Source organism: Sphingobium sp. MI1205, assembly GCF_001563285.1.
Classification (GTDB): Bacteria; Pseudomonadota; Alphaproteobacteria; order Sphingomonadales; family Sphingomonadaceae; genus Sphingobium.
This window is the reverse complement of sequence record NZ_CP005190.1, coordinates 152,842-172,753: the sequence shown is the minus strand read 5'-3', so window position 1 is coordinate 172,753 and position 19,912 is coordinate 152,842. Positions and strand designations below refer to the sequence as shown.

The following is a 19,912-nucleotide window of genomic DNA, read 5'->3' as shown; positions in this document are numbered from 1 at the left end:
GGAGATTGGACGGACGGAACGATGACGGATTTCAAGTGGCGCCATTTCCAGGGTGATGTGATCCTGTGGGCGGTGCGCTGGTATTGTCGCTATCCGATCAGCTATCGCGACCTTGAGGAAATGCTGGCGGAACGCGGCATTTCGGTCGACCATACGACGATCTATCGCTGGGTCCAGTGCTACGCCCCGGAGATGGAGAAGCGGCTGCGCTGGTTCTGGCGGCGTGGCTTTGATCCGAGCTGGCGCCTGGATGAAACCTACGTCAAGGTGCGGGGCAAGTGGACCTACCTGTACCGGGCAGTCGACAAGCGGGGCGACACGATCGATTTCTACCTGTCGCCGACCCGCAGCGCCAAGGCAGCGAAGCGGTTCCTGGGCAAGGCCCTGCGAGGCCTGAAGCACTGGGAAAAGCCTGCCACGCTCAATACCGACAAAGCGCCGAGCTATGGTGCAGCGATCACCGAATTGAAGCGCGAAGGAAAGCTGGACCGGGAGACGGCCCACCGGCAGGTGAAGTATCTCAATAACGTGATCGAGGCCGATCACGGAAAGCTCAAGATACTGATCAAGCCGGTGCGCGGTTTCAAATCGATCCCCACGGCCTATGCCACGATCAAGGGATTCGAAGTCATGCGAGCCCTGCGCAAAGGACAGGCTCGCCCCTGGTGCCTGCAGCCCGGCATCAGGGGCGAGGTGCGCCTTGTGGAGAGAGCTTTTGGCATTGGGCCCTCGGCGCTGACGGAGGCCATGGGCATGCTCAACCACCATTTCGCAGCAGCCGCCTGATCGGCGCAGAGCGACAGCCTACCTCTGACTGCCGCCAATCTTTGCAACAGAGCCACGGCACCTATCTCCAGATCTTGGACGTCAATCGCAACGATGGTTCGATCAAGTCGTTCAATCAGGAACTGCGTCTGGCCAACGACGCACGCTCGTCTTTCCGATGGGTGGTCGGTGCCAATTACGAACACAGCCGTGTGCGCGAGGACGATGAAGTCAACTACGCCGATTCGACATCCAGCTATGTCAATACACAGGTTATCGGGCAGGATTATGATCAGGCCGGCTACAACAACCGGCAGCGCCTGAAGAACTATGCGGTTTTCGGCAATGTCGAATATGACATCAGCGATCAACTGACGCTGAAGGGCGGCATACGCTATACCGAGGCGAAGCGTTCCTCGGTCAACAAGACATTCGACCTTGGCGATGGCTCAATCTCGTCTTTGTTCACCACCGTCATCAACACCTATCGCCAGATCTTCGATTTCGGCGGCCCGATACCGCTGGTGCCATTGGGAGATTCGGTTTCGCTGAACAGCCAGACGGGCTTGCCGGGCACGTTTCGGGACAAGCTGAATGAAAACAGCACGTCATGGATGCTCGGCGTGAACTACAAGGCGACGCCGACGCTCCTGCTCTACGCCAATGTTTCGAAAGGGTACAAGGCGGGAAGTTTCCCGGGCGTCTCCGCCGGAACGTTCGCGCAATATGCCGCCGTCACGCAGGAATCGCTGGTCGATTACGAAGCAGGCTTCAAGACCACACTGTTCGATCGCAAAGTGACGCTGAATGGCGGCGTTTTCTATTATGACTACAAGAACAAGCAGCTGCGCGCCAAGATCGTCGATCCGTTCTTCAATGCGCTGGATGGCCTGGTCAATGTCCCCAAGTCGCGCGTCAAGGGTGCCGAACTGGAACTGAGCGCCAGAGTGGTCGAGGGGCTCACGGTCAGTGCGGCCGCGACCTATATCGACGCCAAGGTTCGCCACTATCAGGGGATCGTCGGCTCCGTTGCCAACGAAGTGGGCCTGTTCGATCCGATCCGGGGCGATTTCAGCGGCGCACGGCTGCCGTTTTCGCCCAAATGGCAATCGAGCCTGAGCGCGGACTACAGCCTGCCGCTGGGTGGCGTGAACCTAACCATGGGCACGACGATCTCCTCACAAAGCAAATCGCTGGGCGTTCTGGCCATCACCAACGCGGACAAGGATCTCTACGAGGTGAATGGCCGCACGCTCGTTTCCGCGCGGCTTGGCGTGGAAGCGCCTGATGGCCGCTGGGCGGTCTTCGGCTGGGGTCGCAATATCTTCAACAAGTATTACTGGACAAACACGATCCAGACTTACGATACCGTTGTTCGCTACGCTGGTCGACCCGCCGAATATGGCTTGACCGTGCGCTTCAAGTTCCAGTAATGAAACCGGAACGCCGATAAGAAACTGTTGGAGGGATAGATGTCTGATTTGAGCGGCAAGACGATAATCGTGACGGGTGGTGGCAGCGGCATCGGGCGCGCCACCGTGGAATTGCTGGTGGCCAGTGGTGCCAACGTCGCGGTGGCGGACATCAACGACGAGGCCGGTGAGGCGGTCGTCGCTGCGTCTGGCGGGAAGGCCGCCTATTTCCGGTGCGACATCGCACAGGAAGAGGACGTGAAGGCACTTGTCGCGCAGACTCTGGCGGCGTTCGGCGGGCTTGACGGCGCGTTCAACAATGCGGCGATCCCGCAGGCCGGACTGCCGCTTGCCGAAGTGTCGCTCGAACGGTTTCGGCAGAGCATGGATATCAATGTAACCGGCACGTTCCTGTGCATGAAGTACCAGATCCTTGCGATGATCGAGCGCGGGACGAAGGGATCGATCGTCAACACCGCATCCGTCGCTGGCGTGGTCGGCGTGCCGATGCACGGCGAATATGTCGGCGCGAAGCATGCGGTGGTCGGGCTGACCCGCGTGGCGGCGGCAGACTATGGCAAGCACGGCATTCGCGTGAACGCGCTTGTGCCCGGCGCGGTGCGCACGCCTATGCTGCAGCGCGCGATGGACAATGATGCGGGCCTTGAGCCCTATCTGAACTCGATCCACCCGATCGGCCGTTTCAGCGAACCGCACGAGCAGGCCCAGGCCGCCGTATGGTTGCTGTCCGACGCGGCTTCGTTCGTCACCGGCTCCTGCCTTGCAGCAGACGGCGGCTTTACCGCGATCTGATCATTTTACGGAGCAGCCTCCATGCACAGCATCAAGATACTCGCGACGATCCCGCGCCGGAAGGACATTTCGGAACAGCAGTTCCACGATCACTGGCGCCATCCGCACGGCACACTCAGCAAGAAGATCGCGTGCCTGCGCGGCTATGTGCAATCGCACCGGATCGTCTCTCCGCTGCTGCCTGATACACAGCTGGCCTACGACGGCATTACCGAGCTGTGGTATGACAGTCTCGACGATGCGCTCAACATGGGCAAAGATCCCGCGCATCGCAAATACAACATCCCCGACGAACCGCTGTTCGTCGACATGGACGGACTGAAGTTCACCTTCTTCGAGGAGGACATTATCCGCTCGCGACCGGCGGTGGACGATCCCGATGATGCGGCCGTGCAGTGGTCGCCCACCGAATGGTCGGTAAGCGTCAAGATCCTGCAACTGGTCAAGGCGGATGGCAATCCGGCCTGGGCAGGCGATCAGGACAAGGCGCTGGGCGATCGCATCGGCGCGTTTCGGCATGTCCGCTCGTTCGCGATAGACGCGGTGCACAAGGGCACCTCGCCGTTCATCGGCGCGCGCGAACTGTGGTGGCCGACGCTATCCGATTTCGAACGCGGCGTGGCGGGTGATCGCGCGGCGTTCGATGCGCTCCTGGCACAGGCCGGCCAGCATTACACGATGCTGGCATCGGCCGAGCGGGTGATCTGATGCCGGCCCCCGCGCTCGACGAGGAGCCCGTGCTGCCCCCCGGCTTCGAGGATCTTCTCGAATTCGTGCCGCACTGGATCGGCGAGACGGCGCAGGAACGATGGGATATCCGGGCGCGCGCGACTATGGCGGAGATAACCCGCTTCTACGATGTGCTGCTCTCCCGTTCGGAAGCCATCCTCGACCATGTCGAGACCTTTCCGCTCGACGCGATGCCGGCGCCGACGCTGCGCCTGTTCAGGCTACAGCTGGCGCTGGCTCACGCGGCGATGTCCGTAGAATTGCACAAGCAGCCGCGCGCGCACAATTCGCCCTATCCGCACCAGGTCCGCATCCTGCGGACGGCAGAGCCAACGCTGTAAAGGAGTTCGTCGCATGAACGAGATGACCGAGCTTGCCAGCATCGGCTCTGTTGCAAAGATTGGCGGCAGTCAGAGGTAGGCTGTCGCTCTGCGCCGATCAGGCGGCTGCTGCGAAATGGTGGTTGAGCATGCCCATGGCCTCCGTCAGCGCCGAGGGCCCAATGCCAAAAGCTCTCTCCACAAGGCGCACCTCGCCCCTGATGCCGGGCTGCAGGCACCAGGGGCGAGCCTGTCCTTTGCGCAGGGCTCGCATGACTTCGAATCCCTTGATCGTGGCATAGGCCGTGGGGATCGATTTGAAACCGCGCACCGGCTTGATCAGTATCTTGAGCTTTCCGTGATCGGCCTCGATCACGTTATTGAGATACTTCACCTGCCGGTGGGCCGTCTCCCGGTCCAGCTTTCCTTCGCGCTTCAATTCGGTGATCGCTGCACCATAGCTCGGCGCTTTGTCGGTATTGAGCGTGGCAGGCTTTTCCCAGTGCTTCAGGCCTCGCAGGGCCTTGCCCAGGAACCGCTTCGCTGCCTTGGCGCTGCGGGTCGGCGACAGGTAGAAATCGATCGTGTCGCCCCGCTTGTCGACTGCCCGGTACAGGTAGGTCCACTTGCCCCGCACCTTGACGTAGGTTTCATCCAGGCGCCAGCTCGGATCAAAGCCACGCCGCCAGAACCAGCGCAGCCGCTTCTCCATCTCCGGGGCGTAGCACTGGACCCAGCGATAGATCGTCGTATGGTCGACCGAAATGCCGCGTTCCGCCAGCATTTCCTCAAGGTCGCGATAGCTGATCGGATAGCGACAATACCAGCGCACCGCCCACAGGATCACATCACCCTGGAAATGGCGCCACTTGAAATCCGTCATCGTTCCGTCCGTCCAATCTCCGCCAAGCATGCTCAAGCTTCACGATTTTTGCAACAGAGCCCGGCGAGCGTCGCGCTGCACCACAAGCTCTGCCACACGCTGGGCGGCACCTTCGACATGCCGCATGCGCAGACCCACACCGCCGTGCTGCCCCATGCGATCGCCTATAATGCGCCGTCGGTGCCGGAGGCGATGGAACGGGCTAGCCGCGCACTAGGCGGCGGCGACCCCGCGACCAAGCTGTACGAACTGGCGGTGGGCCTGGGCGCGGAAATGTCGCTGGCGAAGCTCGGCATGCCCAAGGACGGCATCGCGAAGGCCGCCGCGCTGGCGGTCGCCAACCCCTATCCCAACCCCCGTCCGATCACGGAGGAGGGCATCGTGCAGCTTCTGAGCCGCGCGGTGGAGGGGCTTCCGCCGATCACCGCATAAGCAAAGGCCTGATCCTGGAACAGTGCCGGCCGCATCCGATCATTTCCGGATGCGGCCGGTTCTCGATCATCCGGCGCTCCCGTTCGGCCATGGCCAAGGACGGGACGAAATTCAGCGGCTTTCCGCGCCGAGCCAGCCCTGCACCGCCGCCTTGATCGGCAACGGCAGTTCATGCCCGCCTTCATAAGGGATGAAAGTCGCCCGCGCGCCGCTGGGGCCGGAGAGATAGGCTTCCGCCTGCTCGAACTTGTGGCGCGGGATCACATCGTCGAATTGGCCCCGGCAGAAGAGGACCGGCTTGTCGAGCAGGCCGTTGTCCGGCAGGTCGCCGTCCTCCACCGCGAAGCAGCCGCCGATCATGATGAGGCCGCTATAGGCCCCCGGATTGCTGAGCAGAAGACTGGCGGCCATCGCGGCGCCGTTGCTGAAACCGCATAGCCAGGGCCGTTGGCGGCCGGTATCTGCGGCGATCCAGTCGCCGACCTTCGACGTTTCGCCCGACAGGCTGGAGGGCAGGGCGACGCCGATCCCGGCATTTTCGAACCAGGCGAACCCCGGCCCCTGGGGAAGCGGCCCGCGATAGGAGCGAACATTCGCGCGGCCGAAAAGGGGCAGCGCGAACCCCGCTTCCCTTTCGGTGCTGCCGCGGCCGTGAAGATATACGATGTCGCGGCCGGACGGAATGTCGGGATTGTCGTATCGCATGACGATGGCATTGTCTCGAGACATGTTCGCTTCCAATTCCTGGCGATGCGAAGCCGAAGCGGCGTCCGGTCCGACGGCGTCGGCCCGGCTGCTCCGGCTTCCTGTTTTAGCGGGCTTTCCGGTCGGCGGATATTCCGCCTGCCGGGAAATGCTCAAGGCGACCATAGCATGCGATGGCTGCTTTCAAAGCGCGGTCGCTCAATCCCCATGACCGATTTGTGGGCAGTTGGCCCCGTTTCGATCAAATCCGTATCGCGAATATTCCTAATTCATTTGCAGCAATTTCCTCCGCAGGCGAAAGCTGCGATCCTTTCCGGACGGCCCGATAAGCATAATAATCACCGACGTGCCGGATAAGACAGGCGCTGATCCATAACAGCGCATGGAGAGGATATTCCTATGCTTCGATCTCCGGGCAATGCGCGGCGCGTCCGTCGCAATCCGCTCCCGGCCTCGACGTCCGCTGGCCCGCTCGCTGCGTGTCCGGCCCATGCGCAACATGGTCCAGGGGGAAACCCCGCCGCCTGTTTTCCGGAACGGCGGGAATGGCCCGATGAACTGCGCGGGCAGGCAAGTTGCGACCGTGCACCGGCTGGAATTCGTCAGTAGGGGAAGATCGAATGCCTAATGGAATGCGCTGTTTGGATCCCTCGATCGCCGATCGGATCACATCATTGTCGACGATGAGAAATAATGAGGAGATATTCGAAACATTCGGCTTCAGCTATAACACGCTGAGAAAAGTCTCGAACGGCATGCCGCTTCGCAGGTCACTTGCGGATCGGATTGAGGAACGTGCCAGAAAGGTTTTCGAAGCCGATGGATTTTTGAACATTTCGGCCTGATCGCATCGGATGGAATGCTCCGGCCTGTCGTTTCGGAGCGTTTTCCGACCGGGCGGATGATTGCTTCCGTTCGGGGCGACGCTCCGGTGCCGAACATATGCATTAAGCCATTTTTTGCCCAGTCCGCAGGAGAATTGCAGGGACATGTTGAAGCTCTACTACAATCCAGGTTCATGCTCATTGGCGTCCCATGCCGCATTGGAGGAAGCCGGCCTTCCTTATGAGGCGGAGCTGATCGACCTGACGCAAAACGCCCAGTTTTCAGACGCCTATCGTCAGAAAAACCCGTGGGCGCGGGTGCCCGCGCTCCAGATCGGCGATGATGTCCTGACCGAAAATATCGCCATCCTCAACCATATCGCGGAACTCGTGCCCGAAAAGGCCTTGCTGCCCACGGAAGGCCTTGCCCGCGCCCGGGCCCTGGAATGGCTCGCGCTGCGGCTCTGTTGCAAAGATTGGCGGCAGTCAGAGGTAGGCTGTCGCTCTGCGCCGATCAGGCGGCTGCTGCGAAATGGTGGTTGAGCATGCCCATGGCCTCCGTCAGCGCCGAGGGCCCAATGCCAAAAGCTCTCTCCACAAGGCGCACCTCGCCCCTGATGCCGGGCTGCAGGCACCAGGGGCGAGCCTGTCCTTTGCGCAGGGCTCGCATGACTTCGAATCCCTTGATCGTGGCATAGGCCGTGGGGATCGATTTGAAACCGCGCACCGGCTTGATCAGTATCTTGAGCTTTCCGTGATCGGCCTCGATCACGTTATTGAGATACTTCACCTGCCGGTGGGCCGTCTCCCGGTCCAGCTTTCCTTCGCGCTTCAATTCGGTGATCGCTGCACCATAGCTCGGCGCTTTGTCGGTATTGAGCGTGGCAGGCTTTTCCCAGTGCTTCAGGCCTCGCAGGGCCTTGCCCAGGAACCGCTTCGCTGCCTTGGCGCTGCGGGTCGGCGACAGGTAGAAATCGATCGTGTCGCCCCGCTTGTCGACTGCCCGGTACAGGTAGGTCCACTTGCCCCGCACCTTGACGTAGGTTTCATCCAGGCGCCAGCTCGGATCAAAGCCACGCCGCCAGAACCAGCGCAGCCGCTTCTCCATCTCCGGGGCGTAGCACTGGACCCAGCGATAGATCGTCGTATGGTCGACCGAAATGCCGCGTTCCGCCAGCATTTCCTCAAGGTCGCGATAGCTGATCGGATAGCGACAATACCAGCGCACCGCCCACAGGATCACATCACCCTGGAAATGGCGCCACTTGAAATCCGTCATCGTTCCGTCCGTCCAATCTCCGCCAAGCATGCTCAAGCTTCACGATTTTTGCAACAGAGCCGGCCGGGGCGAAAGCGATGTTCAGCGCCGGATAGTCTGACGGGATCGCCGCATTCTGCTGCACGATAGCGATGGCCTGCGGCGCTTGCGGATCGCTTTTGTTCTGCCAGGCATTGAGATTGAGTTCGAAGGACAGGCGTTCAGACGGCTTCCAGTCCGCCAGGAAACGGATCGCCTTGGTGTCCTTCTTGCCCAGCCTGTCATCGCGGGTATGGCTCTTCTGCCATTCGTCACCGCGCGCGACCCGGCCTGCAAGGCGGACGCGCAGCGTGTTGGTGAGCGGTCCGCTCAGGAAACCTTCCAGTTCAACCGTATCGAACCGGCCGTAGGACAGCGATCCACCGGCCGACAGGTCGCTGGTGGGCTTGGCCGCGATATAGTTGATCGCGCCGCCGGTTGAATTCTGGCCGAACAGCGTGCCCTGCGGCCCCTTGAGCACTTCAAGCCGATCGAGATCGAACGCGGTCAGCGATGTGAGCGTCGGGAAAGGGAGCGGCACCTGATCCAGATAGACGCTGACGTCAGGATAGGCGGCCAGCGTCGATTCGAAGAAGCCGACACCACGCAGCGTATAGACCGGTGTGTCGTTGGCGGTCTGCGAGAATGTCAGGCCGGGCACGATCTGCGCGACATCGGCAAGGTTCGATATCTGCTGGTTCTTCAGCGCATCGCCGCTGATCGCGGAAACCGAAAGGCCGACATCCTGCAGATTCTGGCTGCGCTTGTTGGCCGTAACGATGATTTCATCGCCGGAACCTGCGGCAGGGCCATCCTGTCCCCACGCCGGCACCGCCAACGCCGCCGAAACCGCGCACGTGACCAGCGCCAAAGATCTGACCTCGCTCATAAACCTCTCCCTGCATTTCATTGTCTTGCTGATATTTGCTTGGAAAAAGCCGCGCGAAGCCCGGCTGCTTTCGACTCGGATAATCGCCGATCTCATTTTTAGTGTAAAGCCTAAATTAGTCTGCCTCCAATTTTTCCATATTGTCGGCGACGGACGCCCTGAAACACGCAAAGGAAAGATCGTTGGATTACCGGGCTTTTTACGATAGGGGCCAAGGCCTACATTGGGCGCAGTATCTCTGGGGATCCGGCTTTAGTGGTACGTGAACAGAACAAGGAGGAACGCCGCAGTCGTATTCTCGGCGCTGCTGAAAAGCTGATCCGGGAACTGGGCACTGTGGAGTTCTCGATGAGAGAACTCGCTGCGCGCGCACATATCAGCCATTATACGTCTTACAACCTGATCGGGAACAAGGGCACGGTCCTTTACACCCTTCTGCATCGCGCAATCGATCGCATAACCAATTTGCCCAGCCAGGCCGACCCCAATTTCGATCCGCTCAGCTATGCTTTCGACATGGGCGACTTGGCAGTCGAGTTCTACGTATCTGACCCGGATTTTTTCAGGCCGCTGTTACGGTTCCTGTTCGGTGTTTCCGACGCCGAACTGCGCCCGGCTTTCATGAATAAAGGCGTGCGGCACTGGCATGCGGTCGCTTTGGCGATCTGGCAGAGTGGCGATTTGGTGGGCCACGTGTCTCCGGAAGATTTCGCCAGTATGATCAACACCTATTTCGGCGGAGCGCTTGGCCTCTGGAGCCACGACAACATTGATGCGGCCGTGTTCTTTGCGCACATACGCCACGCCATGGCTATTTCGCTGCTCGCATGTGGCAATAAACAATGGGAAGCGAGACTTGTAGCTGTAGGCGATTGCAAAGATACTGGCCTCTGCTCGCAAACAGCGCGGATTTCTGCTCAGATTTGCTGACAGCAGGTGGGCCATGCTGCTCACGCTATGCGACAATGTGCTCGCCATCATCCGCGCCTGCTCGCAAACGGAGAAGGCCTGTTCTCGCTTTCTGCCAATAGCGAGGAGTGCCGGTGAGCGGTCTGGCAGCGATCGTTCCCGCCGGGTTTGCCGTAAGCATCAGCGCTCCCACTTCCTCAGGCTAGCAACGGATTGATCGTATAATGCCTGGAGCGAGCCGACCTGATTGTCTCGGAAGTGAATCGTCAGCACGAGATTGTCATACGGCAGATTGGCCGTGCAGAGCCCCGGCCGCGAGCCTCCGCCCATGGCGGAGCAACTCGCCAGCGATGGAGGACGCTTCTGACCTGCTTCGGCTGGCAACTGGTATGTCCAGAAAACACCATCACTTACCTTGCGCAGTGTTCGGCCGCGCCATGAAAGCGGGCGACTTGCGCAGACAGTCGAGTTGACAAGCGCCTCTGTTCCCGCTGCGCGGGCACACATCCGCTTCTTGCTTGCCACGCCCACCAAGTTTCGCTCCGGCAAGCTTGCGCTCGGATTTAGGTAGAACGAGAACCCGTCGCTGGGATCGAGCGCTGGTAGAAAGAACGGCTTATCATTGTCGGATATGTCGTTGGCTCTCGGGATGTCGAAGACTCGTCCCTCCAACCTCCTCTCGGCCGAGGCCGAGCACGCGCTGAGCAAGCTGACGATCGATAAAGAAGCTGCGGTAAGATGCCTGTTCATGCCGGCAGGCTATGAGAGAAGCGCAACGTCCACAATCGGTGGCACAGACGACATGCGTTGCGTCCGCGTGCGGGAGATACCAAGGCGAGGACAGCCAGTATCATATCGGCACACCGGCTTCGCGGAGCCGCTCGGTCAGGTCGCGGGTGTGTTCGGCGTCCAGCGTTCCGGCGAGGAACGCGCGTATGTCGGACGGCCGGGTGTTGAGCTGGCTGGCGAGCGCGCCCGCATCGTAACCGTTGCGCGTCAGCGTGGGTTCGAGGTCGTCAATCGCCCGCGACAGCACCTGCTCGACGATCTCGGCCGTGACGGGCTTGGCAGCGAAGCGGAAGCCCTGCTCGAAGGCGAGTGTCAGGTGCATCTCGATCTGGAGCGGGGTGCGCAGGCGCTCGGCGATGAGGTCGATCGCGTCCTCGTTCATCAAGTCGGCAACCTTGACCCCCTCGGCCGCACAGGCGCCGAGCAGCCAGGCAACATAGTCGCGGCGTTCGGCGCCGATGCCCTCATAGTCGAAGGTGGTCGTGCGGTAGCCGATCTCTTCCATTTGCGGGCGGCGCAGGTCGTTGCGTAGCCGAGGATGGCCGACCAGAAGGACCGACAGCAGCACGCCGGCATCAGCCACCACCTCCATCAACCGCTTGAGGCCGGTCAGCGTCTTGTGGTGCAGGTCATGCGCCTCGTCGACCACCAGTACGACCGGGCGCTTGCCCTTGCGCATGATGTCGCGCAGGTCGCGCTCGCGGCGCTCGGCCTGCTTGGGAATCTTCACCTGGGCACGGTCACCGGGCGAGAGATCGTAGAACAGCGCCTCGATCAGCGAGGGCAACGAGGTGCGGCGCTTGTCGACCGCAAGCGACTTGGCGACGGCGACCTTGCCCGCCCGGGCCAGCTCGTCCTCGATGCGGCGCAGCAGGTGCGTCTTGCCCGATCCGACCAGGCCGGAGACGACGATCAACCTGCCGGTCTGCACGGCCGCACAGACCTCGCGCACGAGGTTGCGCTGATGCTCTGTCTCGAAGTTGCCGACGCCTTGGAACGGGCGGGCGAGCCCGTAGCTGGATTGAACGTCGGCGAGCATCAGCTTGTCCCCCGTCTTGACTGGAACCGCTCTCGGATGCGGTCAGCGATGATGGTCTTGTCGAGCGTTTCGCCCAGCAGCGCGTCGATGAAGGCGCGGTCTGCCTCAGGCAGCGAGCCGAGCGGTCGCCGGAGCTGGTCGACGATGGCGTGGCGCGCCGCGAGCCCGGTCGGGTATGCCGTCTCGACCGCCGGCTCCGGAAAAGGTGTTTGCCGCACCGCGAGCCCTGCGGTGGAGGGCGGCAGCGACGGCAGCGGCCGGTCGCCGCCCGTCACGGTCGCGCGGGGCAGCCCCAGCTGGTCAGCGAGCCGGACCACCTTGTCGAGCCGCTCCTCGGCGCGGCTCTTCTGATACTTGCGATAGCGGTAGAGCGGCACGGCGCCGCGCGACGGCTCGTAAGGGCCATGCCGCTTGCCGTCATGCTCCACGAAGAGCTGCTGGTCGAACAGCCCCCAGAGCAGCGTCACCGTCTCGCCGGCGAGCTCGGGCTCGACCTCGTAGGAAGCGCCCTCAACCGAGACGGTCGCGTCGCCCGCAACGGTGCGCCGCTCGGGCTCACGAGCGAAGGCGCAGAACCGCTCCCATGAACACATGGCCCGCACGCCATCGCCGGGCAGGTGCCGCAGCCAGTGCTCGATCCGCGCGTGTGGCTCGGAACGATGGTCGCCGTTGTTGTAGGTGACCAGCGCACGCCGCATCCACAGATTGGCTTCCGCCTCGTCCTTGGGTTTGTGGAAGTGGTACAACGTCTCGTGCACCTCCTTCACCGTGCGGAACGGCCGCTCGACCTTGCCCTTGGCGCGGGCCGCGGTGTGCCGGTCGTCGGCCTTCGGCGGCAGATGGGTGAGGACGCGCACGCCGAGGCTGCCCATCACCGACTGGAACACGCGCGACCGGCTGACCGGGCCGTTGTCCATGTAGATCGTGACCGGCAGGCCCTGGAACGGCAGTTCGGGCTCAGGCTTGGCGGCGAAGGCGTTGAATAGAAAGCGCAGCGCGGACTCGGCATCCTCGCCATAGACGCTGCGATATTCCTGGTAGACCACGCCCGAGCAGTCATCGACGGCCGAGAACAGCATCAGCGTGGGTTTGCCGCGACCCTGCTCGATCCAGAGCGGCGCCTCGACCTGCTTGAGGTCGGACGGGCTCATGTCGAAGTGCCACAGCTCGTTGGATCGCCGCGCCTGAAAACGAACGGCTGCGTGGGGGCGGGTCACGCGGGCATAGTCCAGCCCTGATGAGCGGAGCAGCCGGTCGATGGTCGCCCGCTTCAGCAGGCCGGGTGCTACCTTGACCAGGCCCTCCGGCGTCTCGACGCCATCGGTTTCCAGGAACTCGATGGCGCGGGCGGTCGAAACGTGCCGGCCCTTCTTGTTGGTGGTCCTGATCTTCAGTGCGGCGACGATCTCGGCGTAGCGCTCCATCTCGGCCTGCGGGGCAACCCGCGTCGCACCATGGTCGGACCGGCGCACCGACTTGGGGCGGTTCAGCTCGCGCAACGCCCGGTAAAGGGTCCAGATGGAGATGCCATAGGCCTCGGCCGCACGGGCGATGATCTCGGTGCGACCGGGGTCGCGTGGGGGCAACAGCGACAACCGTCGGCGAAGATCGATCAGCGCCTCTCCAGGCGGTCGCTTCGCCCGGTCAGCCATGGGCTGTTGCAGCCTCCTTGATCGATGCACCGCTGCCGCGCTTGCCTGCATAGCGATAGAGGGTCGCGACCGACACGCCCATGCGCTTGGCGATGTCGCGCACCGGCAACGTGCCCTCCTTCATCATCGCCCGTGCCGCGGCGACGTCGCTCGGGCGCATTGCCGATGGGCGGCCACCCTTGCGACCCTGCCGGCGCGCCTCCACTAGCCCCGCGGTAGTTCGCTCGCGGATCAGGGCACGCTCGAACTGCGCGATGGCGCCGAACACGTGAAAGGTGAGCATGCCACCCGGCGTTGTCGTGTCGATGCTCTCGGTCAGCGACACCAGCCCGATCTTCTCGCGCTCCAGATCCTCGGCCGTGGCGATCAACTTCTTGAGCGAGCGGGCGAGGCGGTCGAGCTTCCAAACAACCAGCGTGTCGCCTGCGCGCAGCACGTCTTCCAGAATGCGCGCCAGTTCGGGCCGGTCATCGCGCGCGCCCGACGCCTTTTCGGTGAACACCCGCTCGCAGCCGGCCCGCCGCAGCGCATCGAGCTGGAGCTCGGGGTTCTGGTCGCTGGTGCTGACCCTGGCATAGCCGACCCGCATGAGCGTCTGATCTTCTCCAAACTCGTGCGGGGCATACCGTTTTGCGACGCGGGTTTCCAGAACAGTTTTGACAAAGTGCGGCCCGCAGATTTACGTTGCCGGCCCAGCAAGGCGATCGGCTCGTCAGAAACGGTCGTTTTGCAGAACCGCTGAGGAGCCGGGTTCATGCAGGTGCTCGATACGGTTGGCTGGGTCGGTGATGGCGACGACACCGACTTCTTCCTCGCAATCGAGCGCACCTTCGATCTGCGCCTGCGCTCGAACCTGCCTTGGACAACGTTCGGCGAGGTGCGTGACCATGTCGTCGCGCATGTCGCAGCCTACAGCGGGGGCGGCACGACATGCGCCACGCAGATGACGTTCTACAGGCTTCGACGCGCGCTCGGGCTTGGCCGGCACGTCGGGCCGGATGCGCCGTTGGCGCCGCTGATCGGTGGGAAGCTGCGCCAAGCGTTCAGCGACCTGGAAGCCGATACCGACCTCAAGATGCCGGCGACGCGAGCCGGATGGCTTGGGATTGTCAGTGGTCTCTGCTTCGCTGTCGCGGTCGCGATCCTCGCCTTCACGACGCTGGCACCTCCCCTTCGCATCTTCGCTGCTGGAGCGAGCGCCTACGCGGGGCTATGGTTACGGCACCTCGACCGCCGGCGATTACCTCGGAGGTGCGACACTATCGGCGATCTCGCCCGACTGGTCACGGAGCAGAACCGTGGCAGGCTTGCCCGCGACGGCGCGCGCCTCACCGCCCCCGAGATTTGGCGGATCATCCAGCAACTGGCCGCCGAGGAGAGCGGGATCGACCCCGATCTGATTGGGTCGGAAACGACCTTCTTCCGAGCCAAAGTGCGAGCAGCCTGATCAATGGCTTACTGGATTGCATAGATTGATGCCGAGACACGGGACATTGCGTGGCGTCGGACTGACGGCTTTGGGTGCCGTTGTCGTCGCAGGCTCTTTCGTCGCTCTCGGATTGCGACCGGATGGGATCGCCAGCTACTATCGCGATACGCTGACTCCGGCAGGGTTTGCCATTTGGTTCTGCGGCTTCGTAGCCGCCACACTCGCTCCACCCGCCATAGCTGTACTCTGCTGGTTTGGCGCCATGCGGTTCCGCTACGGGTGGCTTCTCCACATCCTGCTTGTTCCTGCCACCTACGCCGCTGTGCGAGGATCAATCGCGCTCATGCTCGCGGTAGCAAGTGAGCCGGACAGCGATGGCCCAACGAGATGGGCTACCGATCCAGCAGTGATGCTGATGGTGGTTTGCCCCATCGTGTACTTTCTGATCTTGGGTTCCACAAAGCTGCGTGAGCATCGCGCATCAGCAAATGACTGCTAATCTCGACTTTGTAGTTGGCAGATACCATGAGCGGCCCTTTGCCGTTTGCGAGCAGACGCGGATGATGGCGAGCACATTGTCGGATAGCGTGAGCAGCATAGTCGGCTCGTTGTCAGGTAATCTGGGCAGGAAAAGGCGCTGTTTGCGAGCAGAAGCTGCTACGGTTGCAAGCGCCTACATCTAAGCGCGCCGGCCTTCACCATCGGCAAGAGGCACGTGTTCCAGGATGGCGACACGGTGTGGAGCAATGTCTCTCATCCTAACGACTTCATCTCGGACATCATGAACAACATGTTCAACTCGCATGGCAAGCGCTTCGACGCATGGACGGACGTTCAGTGGACAGCGCCCGGGTCGATGTCGCTGCTCAGCTATTATGCCGAGCCTGGCACGCCAAAGGAGGACGGGCATATGCACACGTCCATCCACGTGATGACGCCGGAGTCACCGGACACCACACATTATTTCTGGGCTTTCGGGCGCGACATCCATCCGGACAATGAGGAGTTCTCCGCAAAATTGCGCGCCGGCATCGAATATGCGTTCGAGGAAGAGGACAAGCCGATGATCGCTCTCCAACAGGCGCAAGTCGGCGATCGGGACATCATGTCCATGCGGCCTGTGCTCCTGGCTGGCGATGCTGGCGCGGTGCGCGCTCGTCGCATGCTGCGTAAACTTATCGCGCAGGAGCAATCCAACGGCGAAGAGGCGAGCGATCAGAAGCAGTCAGTGGACGCTTAGGATTCAGTCCGCCTGTTTCCTGGCTGACTGTCGCTTCTGTCGTAAGTCTAGCGAGATCCAGTCTGCACGTGAGTTGAAAGTCAGGTGTGATGACTTCTTGCATTAACGCTGTTTGAAAGCGCGCAAGTGCCACTGGCTGCCAAAGCAGCCAGCCAGCTTGCGAAAAATAAAGAGGGAGGGAGAGGTACAATATGAAAAACCGCATCAAAATTGGGCTGATGCTCGGCACGGCTGGTGCGCTCGGCTGGACCCCGGCATACGCGCAGGCCCCCGCTGAGGCACAGATTGCTCCGGCGCTGCCTCAAGCCGTGGCGCCTGCTCAGGCGGAAAGCACAGACCCCGCGTCCAATGTCGGCATCGGGGACATCGTGGTCACGGCGCAGCGCCGCGCGGAGAATGTCCAACAGGTCCCGATTGCCGTTGCAGCTTTTTCCGGTGCGGCCCTGCAGGAAAAAGGCGTCGACAATGTTTCGCAGCTCGCGAACCTCACCCCCGGCGTGCAGCTATCGTCCACGTCGCAGATTTTCAGTTCGCCATCGATGTTGTCCGGATTCATCCGCGGCATCGGCCAGGACGACTTCGCACTCAACTTCGACCCGGGCGTCGGCACCTATGTCGATGGTGTCTACCTCGCGCGTACCGCCGGGTCGAATGTCGATCTTCTCGACGTGGAACGCATCGAGATCCTGAAGGGCCCTCAGGGTACGCTGTTCGGACGCAACACCATCGGTGGCGCGATCAGCGTCGTCACCCGCAAACCGACAGACGATTTCAGCGTGATGGGTCAGGTCTCGGGCGGTCGCTTCAACCGAATCGATGTCGGTGGCGTCATCAACATCCCGATCGTCGAGGGCAAGCTCAAGAGCAGCATTGCCTTCTCGTCGAAGAACCGGAACGCTTGGCAGAAACGGATCCCGTTCCCTGGAGCTGCAGGCTTTGCTTCGGATCCTTCAGAAGCCTTCCAGCAGATCGATTATACCTCGCGGACCGCAGCAGGCGGCATCAGCGAACAGGGCGTTCGCGGTAAATTGCTATGGAACGCGACCAATGCGATCGATGTGACGCTGGAGGGCGACTATCTCAACTCGGAAACGAGCGCTTCGCCAAGCACTCTTCTCGGTACACGGTCAACTGTGTTGTCACCGGCCGGAACGCCAGTCGATGCGGACGGAAACGGCGTCCCGGACTCCACTTTGGCCGGCCTCTATAATACCTGCATCAGCCTTCCGGAGTCAGTGCTCGGCGCGATTGGTCTCGGCGGCGCCTGTGGCCCGCGTGCGGGCGGCCTCCCGGCTATCGCCGGCGCGAACGCGGACGCCGATCCCACCAATAGTCGGCTTCCGATCGATAACCGCTTCGTTACCGGTAGCCTCAACCGTGGTTACGGCACGGGTATCAATTTTACCAACACGCGCAATTTCGGATTCACAGGGACCGTCGATATCGACTTGGGTGGACCTGCCTTGAAGTCGATCACCGCCTATCGCAATCTCGACACCCGTTTCGGACAGGATCTCGACAACTCACCGGTCGTGGGGTTCGAGGGCTCATTCCGGGTGAAGCAGCATCAGTTCAGCGAAGAGCTGCAGCTTTCGGGCAAGGCGTTCAATGACAAACTCGATTATCTCGTCGGCGCGTATTATTTCTCAGAAGGTGGTAGGGAATCGGAGGATGTCGCATTTCCCGGCGGTCTGTTGCAGATCGTCGGAAACTATCGGTTCAACACCAAGTCCTACGCGCTCTTCACGCACCTCAACTACCGTGTGAACGATCTCATCGGGATCACGCTGGGCGGACGTTATACCAAGGAAGATAAGACGCTCGTTGGAAGCCAGCGGGACCTCAATATGCTTCTCACCAAACTCGGTACTCCGGCATTTCTGTTCCCGGATCCGACAGACCTGTCGCAATTCTACCCGACAGGGGAGCAGAAGCTCTCGTTCAGCAATGTTTCGCCGCGCGTCGGCATCGAACTCCATCCGACCGAGCGGATAATGCTGTACGGATCATTCTCGAAGGGGTTCAAGTCGGGCGGCTGGACGACCCGCGTCGCCGCTCCGGTCCCGCCGGATCCGACCAAGCCTGCGGACAAGCAGGCGCCGAGCTTCAATCCGGAGAAAGCCGACACGTTCGAGATCGGCTTCAAGTCGCAGCTTTTCGATCGAATGCTGCAAGTCAATGCTGCGGCATTCTACACGGACTACAAGGGCATCCAGATCCAGATCCAGCGCGGCATCGGTGCCTCCTTCGAGAACGCCGGCAACGCCAGAATCAAGGGTTTCGAGGTCGAGACGATCTTCGCGCCGAGCCGCGTCTTCCGCGTGAGCGCGTCGGCGGGATACATTGACGCTTACTATCGGAGGATCAACGATCCGTCGGGCACGATCACGCTGGCGAGCCGGCTGCCGCGTGTCCCGAAGTGGACCGCGACGCTATCTCCCGAGTTCAACGTTTTCCTGGCCAATGAAGGTCGGGTCACACTGCGGGCGGATTATTCCTACAAGTCCACCATGGCGGCGGATGCGGAAAACACGCCCGAGTTGTTCAGTGGGAATGTCAGCCTCGTCAATGCCTCGCTCACGTACAGCGCGCCCGGCGACGACTGGTCTCTCGCAATTGGCGGGAACAATGTTTTCAACAAACGCTACATCGCAAATGGCGTCAATCAGCTCAATGGAGCTGGCCTGCTGAGCGCGGTGCCGAACAGGCCGTCTGAATATTATGCGACTTTGAGGTTTAAATTCTGATCGACCCGGACTGATCCCACTCCGGATGCTCCTATCTGTCCGGCCCGGGTTTAACCTAGGCCGGGCTTTCTTTGCTAGGTCGATGGCAGCTTTCTCACATCCGCGCGGACAGCACCTTGTGCAGGAGCTGTCGCAACCAGCGGTGAGGCGGGTCGTCTTGGTTCCTCGCATGCCAATATTGCCTGACCTCAAATGCTTCCATAAGAATTGGCGGCCGCACGGCCCGGAGTCCGTAGACCTCGGCGAGCCGACCAATCACGCGAGCCGGAGCGGTAAGAATAAGGTCCGACTCGAAGCAAGCTGCCAACGCCACGAGAAAGCTGCTCGCGACGATCCTGATCCGATCGGGATGGATCTTGTCGAGGAGAGCGCGTTCGACGGCACGATGGGCATGGGCCATACCCTTGGTGCTGACCACGATATGATCTGCGGCCATGAAGTCATCGGTCTCACCGGACTTGATGAACGGATGACCTTCCTTTCCGAAGCACAGATATTCCTCCTGGTAGAGCCGTTGCGTCTTGATGCCGGCAACAAGGCTCGGATAGGCGCCGACGGCGATATCGACATGCCCGGTCTCGAGCGCGCTCACCATTTCATCGCCGCTCAGCGTGAGTGCGCGGTAGCTGGTGTGTGGTGCCTCGAACCGCGCCGCCGAATGCAACGCCGTCAAAACGACAAGATGGGCGATGTCCGATCCGGCAATGATGAATTCGCGCTTGAGACGGTCAGGTGAGAATGTCTGCCCGCCTTCAGCCAGGTCGCGACGCAGTTCCAGCAGTTGCTGAACAACCCCGGCGATCGCCTCGGCACGTGGTGTCGGCTCCATGCCGTCGCGCGCCCGGACGAGAAGCGGGTCGCCCAATGCTTTGCGCAGGCGCGCCAGCCCATGGCTGGCGGTGGGCTGCGGTAGGTCGAGTTCTCGTGCAGCGGCGCTGACGCTGTGCCGCTTTAACAGCGCATCCAAAAGCACCAAGTGCCGAAAATCCAGGTCATCTATATTCACAATCTGAATTGTATCTATGAAGGTCCGCCAAT

At 61.5% G+C, this 19,912-nt stretch carries 20 protein-coding genes and 1 pseudogene; 12 read left to right on the top strand and 9 right to left on the bottom strand.

Features of this window, described 5'->3' with window-relative positions:
• Nucleotides 1-21 precede the first annotated feature (21 nt).
• The 5 genes from K663_RS20025 to K663_RS20005 are packed head-to-tail and all read left to right on the top strand — an operon-like array spanning nt 22 to nt 4,060.
• Nucleotides 22-786, top strand: a complete 765-nt coding sequence (locus tag K663_RS20025; RefSeq protein WP_001389365.1) for an IS6-like element IS6100 family transposase — start codon at nt 22-24, stop codon at nt 784-786.
• A 41-nt stretch (nt 787-827) separates the two neighbouring features.
• Entirely contained in the window at nt 828-2,198 is a 1,371-nt protein-coding gene (locus K663_RS20020; RefSeq protein WP_007682392.1) for a TonB-dependent receptor, read from the top strand.
• 39 nt (nt 2,199-2,237) lie between these two features.
• Nucleotides 2,238-2,990, top strand: coding sequence for a 2,5-dichloro-2,5-cyclohexadiene-1,4-diol dehydrogenase LinC (linC, locus tag K663_RS20015; RefSeq protein WP_015460611.1), 753 nt, complete (start codon nt 2,238-2,240; stop codon nt 2,988-2,990).
• A 21-nt stretch (nt 2,991-3,011) separates the two neighbouring features.
• Nucleotides 3,012-3,698 (top strand): EthD domain-containing protein, encoded by a 687-nt coding sequence (locus tag K663_RS20010; protein ID WP_007682394.1) that lies wholly within the window; start codon nt 3,012-3,014, stop codon nt 3,696-3,698.
• A complete protein-coding gene (locus tag K663_RS20005) occupies nt 3,698-4,060 on the top strand; it encodes a hypothetical protein (protein ID WP_007682395.1) in 363 nt (120 codons plus the stop codon). Before K663_RS20010 ends, K663_RS20005 begins: the two co-directional genes overlap by 1 nt.
• Before the next feature lie 97 nt (nt 4,061-4,157).
• Here K663_RS20005 and K663_RS20000 read toward each other — a convergent pair whose 3' ends face one another.
• The gene (locus K663_RS20000) at nt 4,158-4,922 is read right to left on the bottom strand and encodes an IS6-like element IS6100 family transposase (RefSeq protein ID WP_001389365.1); all 765 of its coding nucleotides are present in this window, start codon (nt 4,920-4,922) and stop codon (nt 4,158-4,160) included.
• A gap of 63 nt (nt 4,923-4,985) precedes the next feature.
• Between K663_RS20000 and K663_RS19995 the strand changes: the two are divergent.
• A pseudogene (locus tag K663_RS19995) lies at nt 4,986-5,354 on the top strand (iron-containing alcohol dehydrogenase); the annotation flags it as partial.
• 111 nt (nt 5,355-5,465) lie between these two features.
• Here K663_RS19995 and K663_RS19990 read toward each other — a convergent pair.
• The gene (locus K663_RS19990; protein WP_013054035.1) at nt 5,466-6,083 is read right to left on the bottom strand and encodes an alpha/beta hydrolase; all 618 of its coding nucleotides are present in this window, start codon (nt 6,081-6,083) and stop codon (nt 5,466-5,468) included.
• Between the two features lie 965 nt (nt 6,084-7,048).
• Between K663_RS19990 and K663_RS19980 the strand changes: the two genes are divergently transcribed.
• Entirely contained in the window at nt 7,049-7,426 is a 378-nt protein-coding gene (locus K663_RS19980; protein WP_015460613.1) for a glutathione S-transferase N-terminal domain-containing protein, read from the top strand.
• Here the strand turns inward: K663_RS19980 and K663_RS19975 are convergent.
• Nucleotides 7,398-8,162 carry an IS6-like element IS6100 family transposase gene (locus tag K663_RS19975; protein ID WP_001389365.1) on the bottom strand — a complete coding sequence of 255 codons (765 nt, stop codon included), beginning with the start codon at nt 8,160-8,162 and terminating at the stop codon, nt 7,398-7,400. The two genes, K663_RS19980 and K663_RS19975, sit on opposite strands and share 29 nt — an antisense overlap.
• Nucleotides 8,128-9,069: a TonB-dependent receptor gene (locus K663_RS19970; RefSeq protein WP_062121712.1), complete on the bottom strand. Its 942-nt coding sequence runs from the start codon at nt 9,067-9,069 to the stop codon at nt 8,128-8,130. Before K663_RS19970 ends, K663_RS19975 begins: the two co-directional genes overlap by 35 nt.
• 255 nt (nt 9,070-9,324) lie before the next feature.
• Between K663_RS19970 and K663_RS19965 the strand changes: the two genes are divergently transcribed.
• Nucleotides 9,325-9,999 (top strand): TetR/AcrR family transcriptional regulator, encoded by a 675-nt coding sequence (locus K663_RS19965; RefSeq protein ID WP_062121711.1) that lies wholly within the window; start codon nt 9,325-9,327, stop codon nt 9,997-9,999.
• A gap of 159 nt (nt 10,000-10,158) precedes the next feature.
• Here the strand turns inward: K663_RS19965 and K663_RS19960 are convergent, their stop codons facing one another.
• The 4 genes from K663_RS19960 to K663_RS19945 all read right to left on the bottom strand — a co-directional run bounded on the left by K663_RS19960 (nt 10,159) and on the right by K663_RS19945 (nt 14,047).
• Nucleotides 10,159-10,728: a hypothetical protein gene (locus K663_RS19960; protein WP_062121710.1), complete on the bottom strand. Its 570-nt coding sequence runs from the start codon at nt 10,726-10,728 to the stop codon at nt 10,159-10,161.
• A 100-nt stretch (nt 10,729-10,828) separates the two neighbouring features.
• Complete coding sequence (locus K663_RS19955; protein WP_007685991.1) at nt 10,829-11,806, bottom strand: ExeA family protein; 978 nt, start codon at nt 11,804-11,806, stop codon at nt 10,829-10,831.
• On the bottom strand, nt 11,806-13,458 hold the full coding sequence (locus K663_RS19950) for an IS481 family transposase (RefSeq protein WP_007685992.1): 1,653 nt from the start codon (nt 13,456-13,458) through the stop codon (nt 11,806-11,808). Before K663_RS19950 ends, K663_RS19955 begins: the two co-directional genes overlap by 1 nt.
• Nucleotides 13,451-14,047, bottom strand: a complete 597-nt coding sequence (locus K663_RS19945) for a recombinase family protein (RefSeq protein ID WP_007685993.1) — start codon at nt 14,045-14,047, stop codon at nt 13,451-13,453. The genes K663_RS19950 and K663_RS19945 overlap by 8 nt, the downstream gene beginning before the upstream one ends.
• A 165-nt stretch (nt 14,048-14,212) precedes the next feature.
• Here K663_RS19945 and K663_RS19940 point away from each other — a divergent pair, with 165 nt between their 5' ends.
• The 4 genes from K663_RS19940 (at nt 14,213) to K663_RS19925 (ending at nt 18,874) form a co-directional block, all read left to right on the top strand.
• Nucleotides 14,213-14,905 (top strand): hypothetical protein, encoded by a 693-nt coding sequence (locus K663_RS19940; protein ID WP_007685994.1) that lies wholly within the window; start codon nt 14,213-14,215, stop codon nt 14,903-14,905.
• A gap of 28 nt (nt 14,906-14,933) precedes the next feature.
• Nucleotides 14,934-15,386 carry a hypothetical protein gene (locus K663_RS19935; protein ID WP_007685995.1) on the top strand — a complete coding sequence of 151 codons (453 nt, stop codon included), beginning with the start codon at nt 14,934-14,936 and terminating at the stop codon, nt 15,384-15,386.
• 216 nt (nt 15,387-15,602) lie between these two features.
• Nucleotides 15,603-16,127, top strand: coding sequence for a hypothetical protein (locus K663_RS19930; RefSeq protein WP_007685997.1), 525 nt, complete (start codon nt 15,603-15,605; stop codon nt 16,125-16,127).
• 191 nt (nt 16,128-16,318) lie between these two features.
• A complete protein-coding gene (locus K663_RS19925; protein ID WP_007685998.1) occupies nt 16,319-18,874 on the top strand; it encodes a TonB-dependent receptor in 2,556 nt (851 codons plus the stop codon).
• 94 nt (nt 18,875-18,968) lie between these two features.
• Here K663_RS19925 and K663_RS19920 read toward each other — a convergent pair whose 3' ends face one another.
• Nucleotides 18,969-19,847, bottom strand: a complete 879-nt coding sequence (locus K663_RS19920) for a LysR family transcriptional regulator (protein ID WP_233431924.1) — start codon at nt 19,845-19,847, stop codon at nt 18,969-18,971.
• Nucleotides 19,848-19,912 lie beyond the last annotated feature (65 nt).

Coding starts and splice junctions, on each gene's coding strand:
- K663_RS20025 (WP_001389365.1), top strand. CDS start 22: ATGACGGATTTCAAGTGGCGCCATTTCCAGGGTGATGTGATCCTGTGG.
- linC (WP_015460611.1), top strand. CDS start 2,238: ATGTCTGATTTGAGCGGCAAGACGATAATCGTGACGGGTGGTGGCAGC.
- K663_RS20010 (WP_007682394.1), top strand. CDS start 3,012: ATGCACAGCATCAAGATACTCGCGACGATCCCGCGCCGGAAGGACATT.
- K663_RS20005 (WP_007682395.1), top strand. CDS start 3,698: ATGCCGGCCCCCGCGCTCGACGAGGAGCCCGTGCTGCCCCCCGGCTTC.
- K663_RS20000 (WP_001389365.1), bottom strand. CDS start 4,922: ATGACGGATTTCAAGTGGCGCCATTTCCAGGGTGATGTGATCCTGTGG.
- K663_RS19990 (WP_013054035.1), bottom strand. CDS start 6,083: ATGTCTCGAGACAATGCCATCGTCATGCGATACGACAATCCCGACATT.
- K663_RS19980 (WP_015460613.1), top strand. CDS start 7,049: ATGTTGAAGCTCTACTACAATCCAGGTTCATGCTCATTGGCGTCCCAT.
- K663_RS19975 (WP_001389365.1), bottom strand. CDS start 8,162: ATGACGGATTTCAAGTGGCGCCATTTCCAGGGTGATGTGATCCTGTGG.
- K663_RS19970 (WP_062121712.1), bottom strand. CDS start 9,069: ATGAGCGAGGTCAGATCTTTGGCGCTGGTCACGTGCGCGGTTTCGGCG.
- K663_RS19960 (WP_062121710.1), bottom strand. CDS start 10,728: ATGAACAGGCATCTTACCGCAGCTTCTTTATCGATCGTCAGCTTGCTC.
- K663_RS19955 (WP_007685991.1), bottom strand. CDS start 11,806: ATGCTCGCCGACGTTCAATCCAGCTACGGGCTCGCCCGCCCGTTCCAA.
- K663_RS19950 (WP_007685992.1), bottom strand. CDS start 13,458: ATGGCTGACCGGGCGAAGCGACCGCCTGGAGAGGCGCTGATCGATCTT.
- K663_RS19945 (WP_007685993.1), bottom strand. CDS start 14,047: ATGCGGGTCGGCTATGCCAGGGTCAGCACCAGCGACCAGAACCCCGAG.
- K663_RS19940 (WP_007685994.1), top strand. CDS start 14,213: ATGCAGGTGCTCGATACGGTTGGCTGGGTCGGTGATGGCGACGACACC.
- K663_RS19935 (WP_007685995.1), top strand. CDS start 14,934: ATGCCGAGACACGGGACATTGCGTGGCGTCGGACTGACGGCTTTGGGT.
- K663_RS19925 (WP_007685998.1), top strand. CDS start 16,319: ATGAAAAACCGCATCAAAATTGGGCTGATGCTCGGCACGGCTGGTGCG.